General features: G+C 32.0%; 9 protein-coding genes. 7 read left to right on the plus strand and 2 right to left on the minus strand.

Annotated features, from left to right (window positions below; translation table 11 throughout):
• The first annotated feature begins 3 nt into the window (after positions 1–3).
• The 3 genes from MPF19_RS03945 (at position 4) to MPF19_RS03955 (ending at position 5,145) form a co-directional block, all read left to right on the plus strand.
• Entirely contained in the window at positions 4–1,548 is a 1,545-nt protein-coding gene (locus MPF19_RS03945; RefSeq protein ID WP_203393085.1) for a sulfatase family protein, read from the plus strand.
• A gap of 69 nt (positions 1,549–1,617) precedes the next feature.
• On the plus strand, positions 1,618–3,846 hold the full coding sequence (locus MPF19_RS03950) for a glycoside hydrolase family 3 N-terminal domain-containing protein (RefSeq protein ID WP_249986873.1): 2,229 nt from the start codon (positions 1,618–1,620) through the stop codon (positions 3,844–3,846).
• Positions 3,847–3,876: 30 nt separating this feature from the next.
• Entirely contained in the window at positions 3,877–5,145 is a 1,269-nt protein-coding gene (locus MPF19_RS03955; RefSeq protein ID WP_249986874.1) for a glycoside hydrolase family 117 protein, read from the plus strand.
• Between the two features lie 483 nt (positions 5,146–5,628).
• On the opposite strand, the gene MPF19_RS03960 is transcribed toward MPF19_RS03955, so the two are convergent.
• On the minus strand, positions 5,629–6,831 hold the full coding sequence (locus MPF19_RS03960; RefSeq protein ID WP_249986875.1) for a T9SS type A sorting domain-containing protein: 1,203 nt from the start codon (positions 6,829–6,831) through the stop codon (positions 5,629–5,631).
• Positions 6,832–7,281: 450 nt separating this feature from the next.
• The gene (locus MPF19_RS03965) at positions 7,282–8,289 is read right to left on the minus strand and encodes a LacI family DNA-binding transcriptional regulator (protein WP_249986876.1); all 1,008 of its coding nucleotides are present in this window, start codon (positions 8,287–8,289) and stop codon (positions 7,282–7,284) included.
• A gap of 157 nt (positions 8,290–8,446) precedes the next feature.
• Here MPF19_RS03965 and MPF19_RS03970 point away from each other — a divergent pair, with 157 nt between their 5' ends.
• Genes MPF19_RS03970 through MPF19_RS03985 form a run of 4 tightly spaced genes read left to right on the plus strand, consistent with a single transcriptional unit; the run spans position 8,447 to position 18,471 of the window.
• Positions 8,447–10,093: a sodium:solute symporter family protein gene (locus MPF19_RS03970; protein WP_249986877.1), complete on the plus strand. Its 1,647-nt coding sequence runs from the start codon at positions 8,447–8,449 to the stop codon at positions 10,091–10,093.
• A gap of 33 nt (positions 10,094–10,126) precedes the next feature.
• The gene (locus MPF19_RS03975) at positions 10,127–12,406 is read left to right on the plus strand and encodes an FAD-dependent oxidoreductase (RefSeq protein WP_249986878.1); all 2,280 of its coding nucleotides are present in this window, start codon (positions 10,127–10,129) and stop codon (positions 12,404–12,406) included.
• 2 nt (positions 12,407–12,408) lie between these two features.
• Positions 12,409–15,426, plus strand: a complete 3,018-nt coding sequence (locus MPF19_RS03980) for a glycoside hydrolase family 2 TIM barrel-domain containing protein (protein WP_249986879.1) — start codon at positions 12,409–12,411, stop codon at positions 15,424–15,426.
• Positions 15,427–18,471 carry a glycoside hydrolase family 2 TIM barrel-domain containing protein gene (locus tag MPF19_RS03985; protein WP_249986880.1) on the plus strand — a complete coding sequence of 1,015 codons (3,045 nt, stop codon included), beginning with the start codon at positions 15,427–15,429 and terminating at the stop codon, positions 18,469–18,471. It abuts the gene before it with no gap.
• The last annotated feature ends 9 nt before the right edge of the window (positions 18,472–18,480 follow it).

Raw genomic sequence — 18,480 nt, forward strand, 5'->3', positions numbered from 1 at the left:
TCCATGAAGAATATTCTAACAGGAATAATGATTTTGGCTTGCACGTTTAATTTAATTGCGCAAAACAAAAAGAATACAAAGCCAAATGTATTGGTAATTTATACCGATGACCATAGATACTCTGGCATACACGCTTTAGGCGGAATGCCAGTAAAAACGCCCAATATAGACAAGCTTGCTGCAGACGGAGTTGTGTTTACAAATACCTTTTTAATGGGCTCTTTTTCCGGCGCAACTTGTATGCCAAGTAGAGCTATGTTGCAAACAGGAAAACAATTGTTTAATTTAGATGGCTTAGGAAGAAACGTTCCTACAACAGATACCACAATGGGAGAAGCTTTTAAAAAAGCGGGTTATAAAACACATATTGTTGGTAAATGGCATCAGGATAATGAATCATTAAATCGTTCTTTTGATTCAGGTGATAAAATTATGGGTCGAAGTGCATATTTAACAGATCATTATAGAATGCCTTTTTGGGATTTTGATAAGAAAAGTAACTATACAAGAAAGGAAGCTTATTTATTGCAGTTTGATAAAAATGGAAAAAGATTTAGAAGACCTTTAACTAAACAGGATAAAAGTGGCCCTATTGGTACTGAAGAATTGGCTCCTCATACTTCAGAAGTTTTTGCAGAATGTGCCTCAGAGTATATAAAAAAGAATGCAAAAGGAGATCCGTTTTTTATGTATTTAGCTTTTCATGCTCCGCATGATCCAAGGCAAGCTCCTAAAAAATATTTAGATATGTACGATCCAAAGGATATTCAATTGCCACCTTCTTATATGGCACAACATCCTTTTGATAATGGAGATATGACTTTAAGAGATGAAGCACTTGCTCCTTGGCCAAGAACTCCAGAAGTTGCTCGTAAACAATTGGCAGCATATTATGCGATAATTACACATTTAGATGCGCAAATAGGCAAAGTTATTCAGACTTTAAAAGAAAGTGGTGCTTATGAAAATACTATTATTTTGTTAGCCGGTGATAGTGGATTGGCTGTAGGAAATCATGGTTTAATAGGTAAACAAAATTTATATGATGAAGATGGAATTCATGTACCATTTATCATTTCAGGAAATTTGATTAAGGATAAAGGAAGAAGAATTGATGCTTTAAGTTATATTCATGATATTTTTCCAACAGTTTGTGATATTGCAGGCATAGAAAAACCAACATCTATTGATGGAAAAAGTCTATTACCTGTAATTAAAAATAAAACTACACAAGTAAGAAATTCAACATATCACGCATATAAACAATTTCAAAGAGCCTATAGAAAAGGTGATTATAAGTTAATTGAATATGTAAGAGCGAAAGCGTATCATAAGAAAAAAGGTGAATTTACCGCGGGTTCTAAAGTGACACAATTATTTAATATTAAAAAAGATATTTGGGAAACTACAGATTTATCTTTTCAACCAGAATACAACGATATTCTAACCCAGATGAGAACAGAAATGAAAGCAAAAGGGCAGGAGTTAGGAGATGTAAAAGTTGAGAATGTACCTGGAAGGGAATTCCATTTTTGGGATTTCTATTAAAAGTAATCAGAATATAAAAAACAGAATTAACTTGAAGTATTTATAAATCAGGTTTTTATATTATAGTGAATGTTTAAAAAAAAAGTAGTTGTAATAGTTTTCTTGGTAATTCTTGCTTCATGTCAATCAGACAAAGAAAATAAGACTTCTAAAAATGACAAAATAGAAGTACTTATAAAAAAAATGACTTTAGAAGAGAAGGTGGGACAAATGACCCAACTTACTTTAAAAAAGTTTTATAAAAAGGGGGAATTAAACAAAGATTTATTAATTAAATATACGCAAACAACCCCTATTGGTTCTGTTTTAAATACACCTGGGAGTCCTTTGTCTATTTCTGAATGGCATGAATTGATATCAGAGATTCAGGACAATTGTTTGGCAAGTAGAATGAAAATTCCAATGTTGTATGGTATCGATGCAATTCATGGAGCTACGTATACCAAAGATGCTGTTTTATTTCCTCATAATATAGGATTGGCTGCAACACGGAATCTAGAATTGGTAAAGAAAACTGCTGAAATAACAGCTAAAGAAGTACGTGCAAGTGGAATTCGTTGGAATTTTGACCCTGTTTTAGGAGTTGGAAGACAACCTCTTTGGTCTCGGTTTGAAGAAACTTTTGGAGAGGATGTATTGTTGGTAACAGAATTTGGTTCTGGAGCAATCAAAGGTTACGAAGGAGATGATTTAAAATCAATTAATAATGTTTCTTCATGTATGAAACATTTTATTGGTTACAGTGTACCTCAATCTGGTAAGGATAGAACACCTGCTTATATTACCGAACAACAATTAGAAGAGGTTTTTATGCCTTCATTTAAGAAAGCAGTAGCATCGGGTGCTTCTACCGTTATGATTAATTCTGGTTCATTAAACGGGATTCCAGTTCATATCAACAAAGAATTAATTACAGATTTATTAAAAAACAAATGGGGTTTTAAAGGATTAGTGGTTACAGATTGGGAGGATATTTTGTATTTGTATGAAGAGCATCATGTAGCAAAAGACAATAAAGAAGCCGTTAAAATGGCTGTAAATGCTGGGATTGATATGAGTATGGTTCCAATGAATATGACGTTTTACGACGATTTGATTGCATTGGTAAATCAAGGAGAAGTCTCCATGGAAAGAATTGATGATGCAGTGAGAAGAATCTTAAAAGTAAAAATGGATTTAGGTCTTTTTGACAATCCGTATCCAGAAAAAGAAGCAATTAAGAATTTTGGAAAGAAAGAATACAAAGAGATTGCTTTGCAAGCTGCTAGAGAAAGTATGACGCTTTTGAAAAATGATAGTTTACAAAACAAGGCCGTTTTACCCTTAAAAAAGAATAGCAAGGTTTTAATTTCTGGTCCTGCTTCAAATTCTTTAGCATCTTTACATGGCAGTTGGTCTTATTCTTGGCAAGGAGATAAAGAGGCTTTATTTCCTGAATCTACTTTAACAATAAAAGAGGCTATTCAGAATAAAATAGGGGCATCGAATGTATCATGCATTTCTTCCAGTAAATTTGAAAAAGTTACAAAGAAAGAATTAAAACTGCTAAGACAGAAAGCAAAGAATGTAGATTTTATAGTTTTGTGTTTGGGAGAAAATAGTTATGCAGAAACGCCTGGAAATATAGATGATTTAACATTATCTAGAGATCAAATAGAATTGGCAAAAGTGGCTATTGAAACGAATAAACCAATTGTTTTAGTGCTTACTGAAGGAAGGCCAAGGATTATTAGCGAGATTGTTTCGGGAATAGATGCTGTTTTATTGGCTTATAGACCATCAAGTCAAGGGGCAAATGCAATTGCAGATGTTTTATTCGGAGATTACAATCCTAATGGAGTGTTACCATTTAGTTATCCGAAACATACTGGTAGTTTATTAACTTATGATGCGCCAATTAGAAATAAAGAAACTTTTAACCCACAGTGGGAATTTGGTTATGGATTAAGTTATACCAATTTTAAATCTTCAAACTTAAAATTAAGTACAAAGGCTTTAAAAGGTGATGAAAAATTAAAAGTAACCATTGAAGTAATGAATGAAGGTGATTTTGATGGAGAGCTTGCAATTGACTTATTTGTAAGAGATAAGGTAGCGTCAGTTATTCCGGCAATGAAGAAACTTAAAAAATTTAAGAAGGTTTTTTTGAAAAAAGGAGCGATGAAAGTGGTAGCGTTTGAGTTAACAAAGAGCGATTTATCTTTTGTTAATTCAAATTTAAAAAGAGTGACAGAAAATGGTAGTTTTGAAATTGAAATATTAGGAGAGAAAGTAAGTTTTGAATATTTAAATAATTGATCATAAAATAAATTAAAACCTGTATAAATAATGAAGTATGTAGCCATATCATTTTTAGTCTTACTAATGTCTTGCAATAGTAAAAAGACAGTAGAAAAACCAGCGTTAGAAGAAAAAGGGTTTCCTTTTTTGATGCCTCATACAAAGCCAGATATTAAGTTAAGCACAGCAATGGAGCGTAATTATGATGCTTATATGGGGGTTCAACCAAAATATAATGAGTTATATTCTCAATTTAAATATACACCGTTAAAAGGCTTAGATTATAGCAATCATGATGGAACAATTACGCGTAGAGATCCATCTAAAGTAATTTTTGAAAATGGAAAATATTATGTTTGGTATACGTATAGACATACAAAAACACCTCCAAAAGGAGCTGATTTAAGTAGTGAAACAATTCCTTCTGCCGATTGGGATTTATGTGATATTTGGTATGCAACCAGTAAAGATGGTTTTACATGGGAAGAACAAGGAGTTGCGGTTCCTAGACCAGAAAAACCAAATGTAGGTTGGCGTTCGGTGGCTACCTCTGATATTTTAAAATGGAAAGGAAAATACTATTTGTATTATCAAGGTTTTAACGAAGCTAGTGGTAAAAGAGGAGATGATTGTCCTGTTGCTGTTTCTTATTCAGATTCTCCAGATGGACCTTGGACAGCGTTCAATAAAGAGGTAATTCCGAATGGAGGAAAAGACCAATGGGATCAATTTTCTATTCACGATCCTTATCCTTTAGTTCATAACGGTAAAATTTATTTGTACTATAAATCAGATTCTGGTAAAAAAGGAGATTTAACAAGGTTACAAGGATTGGCAACTGCCGATGATCCTTTAGGACCTTTTACAAAATACCCTCAAAACCCGGTTATAAATTCAGGTCATGAAACAACGATGTTTCCTTTTAAAGAAGGAATTGCAGCGCTTGTTATTAAAGACGGGAACGAACATTTTACGGTACAATATGCGAAAGATGGAATTAATTTTAACATCGCTTCCATAACTGAATTAATGCCAATAGCAGGTGGTCCTTTTATTCCAGATGCCTTTACAGATACAAAAGATGGAAGAGGAATTACTTGGGGAATTTCTCATTTTACAGCCGTTAATGGTTGGTCTACAAACCATTCTATTTTAGCACGATTCGATTGTGATTTAAGTTTAGATGTTGATGATCCAAATATGAAAAAATCACAATATTATAGAAAACCAGAATTTTATTTTAAACATGGTTTAAGCGGACAACAAGTAAAAAGAATTAAAAAGGAGAATGAAAAATTAAGTAAGAGTTCTAATTAACTTATAGAAAACAGCTATTTATATTAACAATATTAGTTTAGATAATCCCATAAACAGTTACGTTTATGGGATTTTTGTTTTCCTTTTATTCTACCTTAAAATATAAAATAGGTAGCGTATAATATAGTTTCTAATCACTAATTTCATTCAGGTTTACTCTTATAAATATTAAGATATAGCTATTGTAATTTTTAAAGAATAATAAAAGCACCCAAGATGCAATATTTTATTCATCATAATATTAAAATGAACTATCTAAATAAATCGTTGAATTTTATCTGTATTTAAAGACAATTAAGCATTCATTTATATGTTAGAATAGAATTTAAGAGGTACTCTTTTATAGAGATAGAAATCAAGTTTAAAATAGTTTAAGAGATTTTCGATAGCGTATACTAATAGATATTTATTATAAAAATAATAATACACAAAAAAAGGCTTGCAACTAAATGCAAGCCTTTTAATTTAAACTATAAGAGTTTATTACTCTTTTATAAATTTAGATAATCTTCCAGTATTTGTTTTTAGTAAATAAATACCTTTTGCAAGATTTGAAACATCCAAATTACTGTGTTTGTTGAATGTTTTAACTTGTTTACCCATAACGTTAAAAATAGTTACCGATTTAATTTCATTAGTAGCATTTTCTATTGAAATAAAATCTGTTGTCGGGTTTGGAAATACAGCTATTTTTTTAGCTTCATAATCTTTTACACCGGCAGTAGCTTCTTCAATTGCTTGAATATCTATTGGGTTAAAATTCTTTTTAAAAGATGTTCCATTCTCTAAAACTTGTCCATTGTCCGTGTTTAAAATAAATCTAAATTGGTAATAGTGTTTAGGTGCAGCAGACGGTAAACTAGCAGTAGGAACAATGTTGAATACAGTTTCTTTTTTATCATCCTTTGCGGCAGATGTAACAGATATATCCGTTGGAAACGTAATGGTAGCTGTTAGTGATGCATGTCTTTGAGCAGATAAAGTTTTTATTTCTGCAGAAGAAGCTATAATTTTACTATCATAATCAATATTATTAGTTTCATCCCCAGATTGAATTATCCATAATTGTACAGTTAAACCATCAATTGCTACACTTGAATCATATACAAAAGAAACATTAAAATCAGCTCCTCTTTCAACCGATGGAATTGTAGTGTTAACAGATTCAATTTTTATGTAATCTGCAGGTAAAGGAGCTGTAAATGATTCTACTATTGTTATTTCAGTCTTAGGGTTATGTACAGTTCCGGCTATACCACCTGAAGTAAAGTATTTTAGTACATCACCTACAACAGGTGGTACAGCAGTGGCAGCAGGATTTATTATGACATTAGAAATAACCCATGTTCTAGTTCTAACTTCTCCAACTGTAGTGTCTGTATCAACATTTCCCTCTTGTAGATTTGCTGCTGGTTTAAATACATGTTTATTGTCTGCTGCTGTTTTCATAGGCATATACATTTGTTTGAACTCAGCAGGTTCTGTTACTCCTGTAAAATCAAGAACCGAAGTAATTGTTAATTCAACTTGTGTTAATTCACCAGTGGCAGATTTGTTTAAAAGAAAACCGTTTTCAGATACCACTAATTCATCGGCAGCTGTATGGGTAATTGATACCGTATGAGTTTGCGCAAAAGATAAACTTGCAGTTAAAATAAGAGTAAGTAATAGTAATTTTTTCATCATTTTTTTTGTTTTAAAATTAATAATTTGTTTGATTTTTCTTTCGAAAGATTTTTCAAATTTCAATAAAAAAAACCTTTTAAGAGGTTACAAATGTTCTTTTAAAAGGAACAAATTGTCAGTCTAAAAAAAAAGATTATTTTTTTATTTTTAATGTACTGAAAATAAGATAGTTAATAATGTGTTTTTCTGGTTCTTTTATATCTAAGTATACTGTTAGAGGTTCTCCACAATGATTTTCGGCTATAGGATTTAAACTAGCCTAATTATTAAGTTGTTCCTCCTCTAAAAAAGGTTTTTGATAAAGCAAAGGAATTTAGAGATAATACATATTGGAGACAGCATATAGAATACTGCTACATTAATGTAACCTAAAATGGAGTTTTAGAAAAAGTAGTTAAATTAGTAAGTAAATAAAGCAGAAAAAACTATTGAATAGTTTTTTAATTTTGATTAAATTTTAATGGAAGATTCTCTTACATTAAGTCTCCCGTTTAAGACAATAGTTTGAGGAACAAATAAACCTTTTGTTTCTATTTGTTCTAGTAAAAGTTTAGCGGCAGTTTGCCCGATGTCATTTGTAGGTTGACTGACAGAGGTTAATGGAGGGGCAATATGTTCTGCCAAACGAGATTCTGTAAAACCTACAAATGCTATATCTTTAGGAATGTTATATCCGTGATCTTTAAAAACTTTCATGGCACCAATAGCACTGGGATCACTTGCTGCAAAAATAGCTGTTGGCACTTCCTTTTTTTCTATTAATTCTAACGCAACTCTAGCTCCTTCTTCCATAGAAAATCCGCAAGAAATTTTTCTACCTAACGGAACTTTATGTTTTCTATGAGCAGCATCAAATCCTTGAGCTCTGTTTTTTGATAAAGTTAAATTTTTAGGACCAGCTAGATGCACGATATCTTTATGGCCTTGAACCAACAGGTGTTCGGTTGCAAAAAATGCCCATTTATAATCGTCAAAAACAACTTTAGACGCCGGTAAATCATCAACCACACGATTAAAGAAAACAATTGGCATATTTGAAGCGATTAGTTCCTTATATTTTTCTATGTTTTCATTTTCGCAGGTTAGAGAAACAATTAAGCCGTCTACCATATTATCCAACATGGTTTCAACGTTTTTTATTTCGGTTTCTGATGATTCATTCGATTGCATAATTAACACCTGATAACCTTTTGCTAATAAGATTTCTTGAGCGCCAATGATTACCTGTGGAAAGAAACTATTTACAAATTCAGGTACTATAATTCCGATATTTAAAGAACGTTGTTGTATTAATTTTCTAGCGATAGGATTTGGACGATAGCCCATTTCTTTAGCCGTTTTTAAAATCAACTCTTTTGTTTCGGTTCTAATGTCATACTTATCATTAAATGCTCTGGAAACAGTAGAAACTGATACATTTAGTTTCTTTGCGACATCTTTTATAGTGATATGTTTCATGTGTCAATAGTACTAAAATTCTGAAACTCTCGCAAATACCGGAAACGTTTCCGTGAATAAATAACGTTTTCGGTATCGTTTCCGGTAATGATTTTTATAAAATCAGTGTAAAAAACTTAAATTTAGACTTAATTGCAGTGTAAATAAATAAAATACAATGGGTACAATTGATATTGCCGTAATTATAGTGTTCACATTATTGGTTTTTATATGTGGAATGAGCTTTTCTAAAGCAGGGAAGAATATGAAATCTTATTTTGCTGCAGGTGGAGCATTGCCTTGGTGGATGAGTGGATTGTCGTTATTTATGAGTTTCTTTTCCGCAGGAACATTTGTTGTTTGGGGTTCTGTAGCTTATAGTAGTGGTTGGGTTGCCGTAACCATACAATGGACTATGTGTATAGCAGGTTTAATTATCGGGTTTTTTATTGCGCCAAAATGGCAAAAAACTAAAGCGATTACAGCTGCGGAGTTTATTACTGATCGACTTGGTAAATCAACCCAAAAAACTTATACTTATTTATTTTTATTCATTTCTATTTTTACAACGGGAGCCTTTTTATATCCGGTTGCTAAAATTGTAGAAGTTTCTACCGGATTTCCTATTGCGACGAGCATTATTATTTTAGGTGTATTGATTCTAATTTATACAGCAGTTGGAGGTTTGTGGGCCGTTATTGTAACAGATGTATTGCAATTTATTGTATTAACTGCAGCTGTTTTAATAGTTGTGCCACTTTCTTTTGATAAAATAGGAGGAATTAATGAGTTTGTATTACAAGCTCCAGAACGTTTTTTTGAATTCACAAATACGGAATATTCTTGGGGATTTATGGTTGCTTTCGGATTGTATAATTTATTCTTTATAGCCGGAAATTGGGCATATATCCAAAGATACACAAGTGTTGCTACTCCTAAAGATGCTAAAAAAGTAGGTTGGTTATTTGGTGGTTTGTATTTAATTAGTCCACTTATTTGGATGGTTCCACCGATGATTTATAAAGTATTAAACCCAGATTTAGGTGCACTTGCAGATGAAGGAGCTTATTTACTAATGTGTAAAGAAGTACTACCGGTTGGTATGCTAGGTTTAATGTTGGGAGGAATGATTTTTGCAACGTCAAGTTCGGTAAACACCACTTTAAATATTTCTGCAGGTGTACTTGCCAATGATATTTATAAACCATTACGTCCTAATTCTACCGATAAACAATTAGTTCGTGTTGGAAAAACAGCAACCATCGCTTTAGGTATTTTAACCATATTAATTGCTTTGGTAGTTCCTTATTTAGGAGGTATTGTAGAGGTAGTTATGAGTTTGGCAGCCTTAACAGGTGGCGCTATGTTTTTGCCTCCATTATGGGCATTGTTTTCAAAAAATCAGACTGGAAAAAGTGTCTTAGCGGTTACTTTTATTTCATTAGCTATCAATGCCTTTTTTAAATTTTTATCGCCAAGTCTTTTAGATATAAAATTAGACAGAGCTATGGAAATGGGAGTTGGTATGGGAATACCAATTGTATTGCTAGCAGTTATAGAAATTTATCTAAACTCAAGAAAAGCAGAAAACGTACAGTATACCAAGTATTTGGGGACTTTAAAATTGAAACAAGAAGCACCTGAAGAAGACTCTTCTGATAGCAATAAAAAAGGAACAAAAGTTATTGGAATTGGTGTAGCTGCTACCGGGTTTCTAATTTTAATATTGTCCTTTATTGCGGAGACCGGAGCACTTTTAGTAGGCGGTATGGGAATAGCTGTTTTACTATTGGGATTGTTTATTATAAAAAAATCTCAAGAGTAAACTCAAATTATAAATAAAAAATAAGATTAGTACATGTTAGTTAAAGGATTTAATTCAGAAGTAAGAAATAACAAAACGGTAAATATTAGTTCTGATTTTGTTATAATTGGAGGAGGAACCGCCGGTGTTTGTGCTGCAATTACTGCAGCCAGAAAAGGAACAAAAACAATTCTTATTCAAGATCGTCCTGTTTTGGGAGGAAACGCTTCTTCGGAAGTACGTTTATGGATTTTGGGAGCTACATCTCACATGGGAAACAACAATCGTTGGGCTCGTGAAGGAGGTGTAATGGATGAGATTTTGGTTGAAAATTTATATAGAAATAAAGAAGGGAACGCGGTTATTTTTGATACTATTTTATTAGAAAAAGTATTGAATGAGAAAAATATAACATTGCTTTTAAATACAAGTGTGTATGATGTAACTAAAGTTAATGATACTAAAATTGAATCTGTAAAGGCTTTCAACCCGCAAAACTCAACTGAATATGTAGTAAAAGCTCCTTTGTTTTGTGATGCTTCTGGAGATGGAATTGTTGCATTTAAAGCAGGTGCAGCTTTTAGAATGGGAGCAGAAACAAAAGAAGAATTTGGAGAATTATTCGCTCCAGACACCTCTTATGGTGAATTATTAGGGCATTCGATGTATTTCTACAGTAAAAACACAGATAAACCTGTAAAATATATAGCACCAGAATTTGCATTAAAAGATATTACCGCAATTCCGAGATATAAAGCCATTGGTAAAGATGATAAAGGATGTCGTTTTTGGTGGTTTGAATATGGAGGAGAAGGAGATACTATTCACGATACAGAAGAAATTAAATATGAACTTTGGAAAGTGATTTATGGAGTTTGGGATTATATCAAAAATTCTGGTACGTTTGAAGATGTAGATAATATGACTTTAGAATGGGTTGGAACCGTTCCTGGTAAACGAGAAAGCAGACGCTTTGAAGGTTTATATATGATGAAACAACAAGATGTAATTGAGCAACGCAAATTTGATGATGCGATTGCATTTGGTGGTTGGGCAATAGATTTGCATCCTGCAGAAGGTGTTTATAGTGAGCTTTCTGGGTGTACCCAGTGGCATTCTAAAGGTGTTTACGATATTCCGTATCGTTCTTTTGTGAGTAAGGATATTGATAATTTATTTTTAGCAGGTAGAATTATTAGTGCAACGCACGTGGCTTTTGGTTCTACAAGAGTTATGGCAACTACTGGTTTTTGTGCGCAAGCGGTGGGAATGGCAGCTTCTATTTGTAAAGAAAAGAATTTAAAACCTGCAGAAATTTTAGAAAATGGAGTGATTAAAACACTTCAAAACGAATTGAATAAAATAGGACAAAGTATCCCGAATGTTCCAATTCAGAAAACAACAAACGTTATTAATGAGGCAACTATTAAAGCGTCTTCAAGTTTATCTCTTTCAGAAATTCCTTTCAATGGAGATTGGTTTCCTTTAGGGATTTCAGCAGCACAATTATTACCTTTAAATGCTAATGAAAAATATAATTTTAAAGTTTTGGTTAAGGCTGATGAAAGCACAACGATTACTGTTGAATTAAGAACATCAGAAAAAAGAGATAATTATTGTCCGGAAGTTATTTTGGAAACGCAGACTTTCAATTTAGATAAAGGAGAACAATATATTGATGTTCAGTTTTCTAAAACAGTTTCAGAGAATCAATATGGTTTTGTTACTTTTTTATCAAATGAAAAAGTAAGTTTAAAAACAAGTAACAACAGATATACAGGTGTTTTATCAGTTTTTAACGGTGTAAATAAAGCAGTTTCTAATAACGGAAAACAAACACCTCCAGAAAATATTGGTGTAGATACGTTTGAATTTTGGACGCCTCATCGTAGACCAGAAGGAAAAAATATTGCAATGCAAATTTCACCTTCAATTGACGTTTTTAATGCAGAAAATATAGGGAATGGATTTGTTCGACCAAACAACGTAGTAAATGCTTGGGTTGCAGAGTTGAATGATAAAAAACCAACCTTAAAAATTGAATGGGAATCAGAAAAAGAGCTTTCAGAAATTAGATTGTTTTTAGATCCAGATTACGATCATCCGTTAGAATCTACCTTAATGGGACATCCAGAAGATGTTGCTCCTTTTTGTCTTCGTAATTATGTGATTAAAGATTTAAATGGAAACATTTTAGCTGAAAAAGCAGGGAATTATCAAACCATAAATACTTGGAAATTTGATTCAAAAGTAAAAACAAAAGGAATTATTATTGAAGTTGAGCATCCGTCAGAGAATGTTCCTGCATCAATATTTGAAGTAATATGTAGTTAATTATGAAATATCTTTTTTCGTTAATTTTTGCACTTTTATTAGTGAGTTGTAAAACTCAAACTGTTTCTGAGAATAATTCAGAGATAGATAGCTTTTCATTAAATGGAGAGTGGAAGTTCAATACTTTTTTGGGTGATGGTTCTAATTATTTAAATGTTCAGCCGAAAAAAACAGATATTGTAATTGATAATAGTCAGACGGCATTAGTAGAAACTCAGGGAAAATGGAAAATAAAAACATATAAAGGTACCGATAGAGAAACCAAGCCTTGGGGAGCAAATTATTTAAGTTATGATTTCAAAAAAGACAATGATCCAGCTTTTGTGAAGTTTACTACTAAAGTTCCTCAATCTGGCTATTATGAACATTTTATCTATTACCCAGTGGGAACTCAAATGTCCGCTTTGGTAGAAGTAACCCACGCGGATGGTTCATATACGAAAGATTTTATTCTAAAAACAAGACCGAGTGTATGGGTTAGTTTAGGAATATTTAAAATTGATATTCAAAAAGGACATGCTATAAAATTTCATTCCAATCGTCAAGGAAAATATGATGTAGATGCTATTATGCTTCGACCTGTAGATGCCAATGAGTATCTTAAATCAGAGAAAGAAAAAAAAGCCTTAGTTAAAATAGATTATGACGATTCAAATTGGGATAATTTAAAAGTTCCTGGTCACTTTGGAATGATTAATAAGTATAGTAATTACTCAGGAAAAGCTTGGTATCGTACCGAGGTTAAATTACCTAAAACTTGGAAAAAAGCGAGCGATGAAAGAATTAGAATTCAGTTTGAAGGTGTGTATCACGTCGCTAGAGTATTTTTTAATGGAGAGTATGTAGGGCGCCACCAAGGAGGTTTTACACCTTTTGAATTTGATATTACCGATAAAGTAAATTTTTCAGATAAAAATATTTTGGTTGTTGAAGCTGATAATAATTATTTGGTTGGTGCAACTTGGAATTGGGGTGGAATTATTAGAGATGTGCATTTAGTGAAAAATAAAGATGTACGTGTAAAATACCAATATATACACGCAGAACCTAATTTAAAAACGGGTACTGCGAGTTATGAAATTAAGGTGCGAGTAGAAAATAATTCAGCAGAAAAAAGAGTTTTAAAAGTAGCTGCAGTAGTTAAAAAAGGGAAACCTTTAAATAACACGGTTGCTAATATTACTGTTGAACCAAATAGTATTAAAGAATTTGAATTGAAAGGACAATTAAGTGCTAATGATGTGAAATTATGGCATTTTGATTCACCTGAATTATATAACTTAAAAACTTCAATAGCAGAAAACGGAAAAGTTTTAGATACAAAAATAGATCGCTTTGGAATACGGAAATTTGAAGCAACTGCAACTCAAATGTTATTAAACGGAGAACCAGTTCGTTTGGTAGGTTTCAATAGAGTAAGTGATCATAGATATTGGGGATCATCAGAACCACAAGAACTCATTAATTTAGATGTCGATTTAATGAAAACGGCAGGAGCTAATTTTACCCGAATTATGCACGGTACCCAAAACAAAAAGTTATTGGATAGATGTGATGAAAAGGGAATTTTAATCTTTGAAGAGGTGAATGTAAGAAGCTTAAAAATGCCTGAAATTTATGAAGATAATTTTGCCAAGCCAAAGCAATGGATGAAAGAAATGATTGAAAGAGATGCAAATCACGCTAGTGTTGTTGGTTGGAGTGTTGGTAATGAACTTTCAGATCATTTTGACTATGTGAAAATGATGTATAATTACACGAAGAAATTGGATCCAAATCGTTTAGCGTTGCACGTTAGTAATAGAGGATATCGCAAAGGAGAAACACCTGCTAACAATCCGCTAGAATATGGAGATATGATTTTTCAAAATATCTATCAGAAAACTCCTGGAAACGTTATGGATACTTTACATAAACGTTGGCCAAACAAAGCAATGTTCTTTTCGGAATTTGGAGTAGAACGATTTAAAGATGCGAGTTTAGATAACGATATTACAAAACTTGGGGCTTGGTATGATAATATGAGAAAACAACGTCCCTATACTACCGGAGCATCCATATGGACTTATAATGATTATAAAAGTGGTTATTCAAGTACCTTGGCTGATGAAAATAGAGCTTGGGGAATGGTAAACGCTTGGAGAACAAAAAGAAGAGCTTTTTATACACACCAAAAAGAGAATAGCCCAATTACAGGATTGAATATTGAAAACTTGAATTTAAATAAACAAAGCGCAACTATTTCTTTTAATGTCAGAGAAGCAGATGATTTTCCAAGTTTTACAATGAGAGATTATACGTTACAGTATGTTTTCAAAAATAAAGAAGGAGAAGATTTATTTATCGAAAAAATGAATTTACCCGTTTTAAAACCTAGTTATGGGAAATGGAGTGGAAATATTTCTTGGGATAAATTAAGTGAATCACCGTTTGAGCTTACGGTTTCATTACTAGCTACAAATGGATATTCAAGAGGTGAAAAGAAAATTTATTTTGAAGTGCCTTCAAAAGCAATTATTGATGAAGTAAAAACGGCTAATGGGAAAATTAGAGTGCATTTTACGAAGAAAAGAGATGCTTTTGAATACTATTTAAAATATGCTATTAATGGCGCAGAAAAAGAGAGTTACAAAACAATTGCAAATTATATCGATTTGGATAGTTTACCTATTAAAAAAGACATTAAAATACAGTTAATTGCTCGAAATGGAAAAGGAGATAGCAAAGCATCAGATATTGTAAAAGTAAAAGCTGAAGGAAAAATTTTAGCACCTATAATTTGGGATAGTTTTATTGCTGATAACAAATTAATTGTTGGTTATTCTGGAACATTTGAAGATGTTTCTTATACAATTAGATATGGTGTGTCAAAGGGTAATTTGAATAAAAACAGTACTTCAAACGCTAGAGGGATTATGACTATTAATCTTGAAAACGATAAAACAATTTATTTTCAAATTCAAAGAGAAATAAAAGGTGAGAAAAGTAATTGGTCCAATATAGTAAAGGTTAAAAAATAAATGAAAAGTACTCTTAAATATTTGGTTATATTAATGTGTTTAGCGCAAGTTTCTTGTTCACAAACACCACAACATTCTGAAAATAATTCAGAAGAAAACAACTTATTATTAAGTGGTGACTGGAAATTCAATACCATTTATGGTATGGGGTCTAATCCTTTAAATATTTACGAACAACCAACGGATATTATCATTGATAATGATGATAAAGAAAGGGTTGAGATAAAAGGGAAATGGTCTGTAAAAAGAGAAGGAGACAGAGGTTCTGTTTTTTATGGAAAGGATTATATAGCGCACAGATTCAAAAATAATGAAGCAGCAGATAATTATGTGCGTTATAGACCATCTCTGGAAAAAACGGGTTATTATGAGGCTATAGTAAAGTTTCCTTTTGGAATGCATATAACTGCTCAAGTAAACGTTAATCATTCAGAAGGAAAGACTTTAAATTACTTTAATCAACGAAGTAATTGTGGTCAATGGATGAGTTTAGGGATATTTAAAATGAATGCTTCTGAAGATAATTATATTGAAGTTACTGCAATAACAGCAAAAGAAGTTGCCGCAGATGTTGTTATGTTTAGACCAATTGCTGAAGAGAATTATTTGAAAGCAAAACAGCAACCAAGTCAAGTTTATTTACCAAATTATAACGATTCTCAATGGAATGATTTAAAAGTTCCTGGTCATTGGGGCATGATAAATTCATATTCAAATTACAATGGTTTAGCGTGGTATAGAAAGGAGTTTAAACTTCCTGAAGGTTGGAATGAAAATTCAAGTAAAAAATACAGATTAAAATTCGATGGCGTTTATCATTTAGCAAAAGTATATTTAAACGGAGAATTTATTGGTGAACATCAAGGTGGTTTTACACCTTTTGAGTTTGAAGTTGCTGAACATCTAAACTATGGAGACTCTAACGTTTTAGCGGTAGAAGTTAATAACAATTTTATGGTGGGTGCCACTTGGAATTGGGGTGGGATTATTAGAAATGTTCATTTAGTAAAAAATAACGAAGTTAGAATTAACAACCAATACATACACGCAACTCCAGATTTAAAGAAAGGAACAGCCGCGTTAAAATTAAAGGTGAAGGTTGAAAATAATTCAGATGAAATTAAGAGCGTTGAAATTAATTCTGAAATATATAAAAACGGAAAATTAATTGCTTTAAATAAATTAGTTAAAGTACCAGCACATAAAACATCAGAAGTTATTTTAAAAGGAGTTTTAGAAGCTAAAGATGTTGAGTTATGGCATTTCGACCATCCTGAATTGTATCGTTTAGAAACGACCATTTCAGAAAATAATAGTGTAATCGATACTAAAACCAATGATTTTGGAATTAGAAAAGTTGAAATTACAGATTCTAAACTGTTACTAAACGGAGAACCTGTTCGTTTAGGTGGGTTTAACCGTGTAAGTGAACACCGATTTTGGGGGTCATCGGAACCTTTAGAGTTATTAGAAAAAGATGTTGATTTAATGAAAGAAGCGGGAGCTAATTTTATGCGAATTATGCACGGAACTCAAAATGAAAAATTAATTGAGCTATGCGATAAAAAAGGAATCTTAATTTTTGAAGAAGTAAATGTACGTGATTTAACCAATCCAGAATTTACACCTCCTCATTATCCGTTAGCTAAACATTGGATAAAAGGAATGGTAGAACGCGATTGGAATCATCCAAGTATTATTGGTTGGAGCGTTGGTAACGAACTTTCTGATCATTATGATTATGCAAAGCTAACAATGGATTTTGTTCGTGAAATAGATCCAAATAGGTTGGTTACTTGTGTGAGTAATTCAGGTTGGAGAAAAACAGCAAATAGAGAAAATGATCCTAATACTGAGGTTGATATTATTATGCATAATATGTATCGATTTCAAGGAAAACCTCAAGATATTATAGACAAACTAAGAAGTGAATGGCCAAAGAAACCAATTTTTATTTCAGAATACGGATTTGATCCTTATCCAACTACATCATTAGATGGAGATCAACAAATATTTTCTGATTGGAATGAAAACTGGCGAGGTAAAAATGAATTTGTAATCGGTGGTTCATTGTGGACATTTAACGATTATAGAAGTGGTTATGCAGGAACATCTCAAGAGGAAAATAGAGTTTGGGGATTGATAAACGTTTGGAGACAAAAAAGAAGAATGTTTGATCGAGTAGCAAAAGAGTTTAGTCCAGTAAAAGATATTCAGGTTAAAGGTTTAGATCTTTCTAAAAAGAAAGCTGAAGTAATCATTCCAATTAGAGGACTTGATGATTATCCAAGTTATAGTTTAAACGGTTATAAATTAGAATGGGAATTTAGAAATACTGACGGAGTTATAATTCAAGAAAATTCTCAAAAATTACCAAGTATAAATCCTGCTGATAAAATTTGGAAAGGAGAAATTACTTGGGAGCAATTTCCAAAGGAATTATTGGATTTACGAATTCGTTTGGTAAATCCAATAGGATATGTTCGATATGAAAAAGTTGTATCGTTTTCTACGCCAACATCTCCAGAAATTACAAATGCAATTCAAGGAGATTCATCCGTAAGAATTTTGTTTAAAAAAGTAACAGGAGCTAAAGAATATGTTGTCCGTTATAAAAATGATGCTGGTGAAACGGTAGATTCATTTAAAACAATTTCTAATGCAATTGAAATAGAAGGTTTAACGAATAATAAGGAATACAATTTTATTGTAATTGCTATAAATGGAAAAGGAGAAAGCACTTTACCTAATTCTATAAAAGTGAAACCAAATGGGAAGTTGTTAGCGCCAAAAATTTGGAAATCATTTGTAAGAGATAACAAAGTTGTTATTGGGTACACAAGCGAATTTGGAGATGAATTCTACAATGTGAAATTTGGAACTTCAAAAGAGAATTTGAATAAAGAGTTTAGAACAAATGTAAGAGGAATGATGACTATTGATATTGAAAATGAACAAGCTATTTATTTTCAAATTCAAAGAGAAAATAATGGACAGTTAGGGAATTGGTCTAACATTGTAAAAGCAGAAAACTTAAAAAGTTAATGTTAAACA

Source organism: Polaribacter sp. Z014 (genome assembly GCF_023555435.1).
Taxonomy (GTDB): domain Bacteria; phylum Bacteroidota; class Bacteroidia; order Flavobacteriales; family Flavobacteriaceae; genus Polaribacter.

Bases quoted from the DNA above. Each gene is read 5' to 3' on its own strand.
- MPF19_RS03945 (WP_203393085.1), top strand. From the start codon at position 4: ATGAAGAATATTCTAACAGGAATAATGATTTTGGCTTGCACGTTTAAT.
- MPF19_RS03950 (WP_249986873.1), top strand. From the start codon at position 1,618: ATGTTTAAAAAAAAAGTAGTTGTAATAGTTTTCTTGGTAATTCTTGCT.
- MPF19_RS03955 (WP_249986874.1), top strand. From the start codon at position 3,877: ATGAAGTATGTAGCCATATCATTTTTAGTCTTACTAATGTCTTGCAAT.
- MPF19_RS03960 (WP_249986875.1), bottom strand. From the start codon at position 6,831: ATGATGAAAAAATTACTATTACTTACTCTTATTTTAACTGCAAGTTTA.
- MPF19_RS03965 (WP_249986876.1), bottom strand. From the start codon at position 8,289: ATGAAACATATCACTATAAAAGATGTCGCAAAGAAACTAAATGTATCA.
- MPF19_RS03970 (WP_249986877.1), top strand. From the start codon at position 8,447: ATGGGTACAATTGATATTGCCGTAATTATAGTGTTCACATTATTGGTT.
- MPF19_RS03975 (WP_249986878.1), top strand. From the start codon at position 10,127: ATGTTAGTTAAAGGATTTAATTCAGAAGTAAGAAATAACAAAACGGTA.
- MPF19_RS03980 (WP_249986879.1), top strand. From the start codon at position 12,409: ATGAAATATCTTTTTTCGTTAATTTTTGCACTTTTATTAGTGAGTTGT.
- MPF19_RS03985 (WP_249986880.1), top strand. From the start codon at position 15,427: ATGAAAAGTACTCTTAAATATTTGGTTATATTAATGTGTTTAGCGCAA.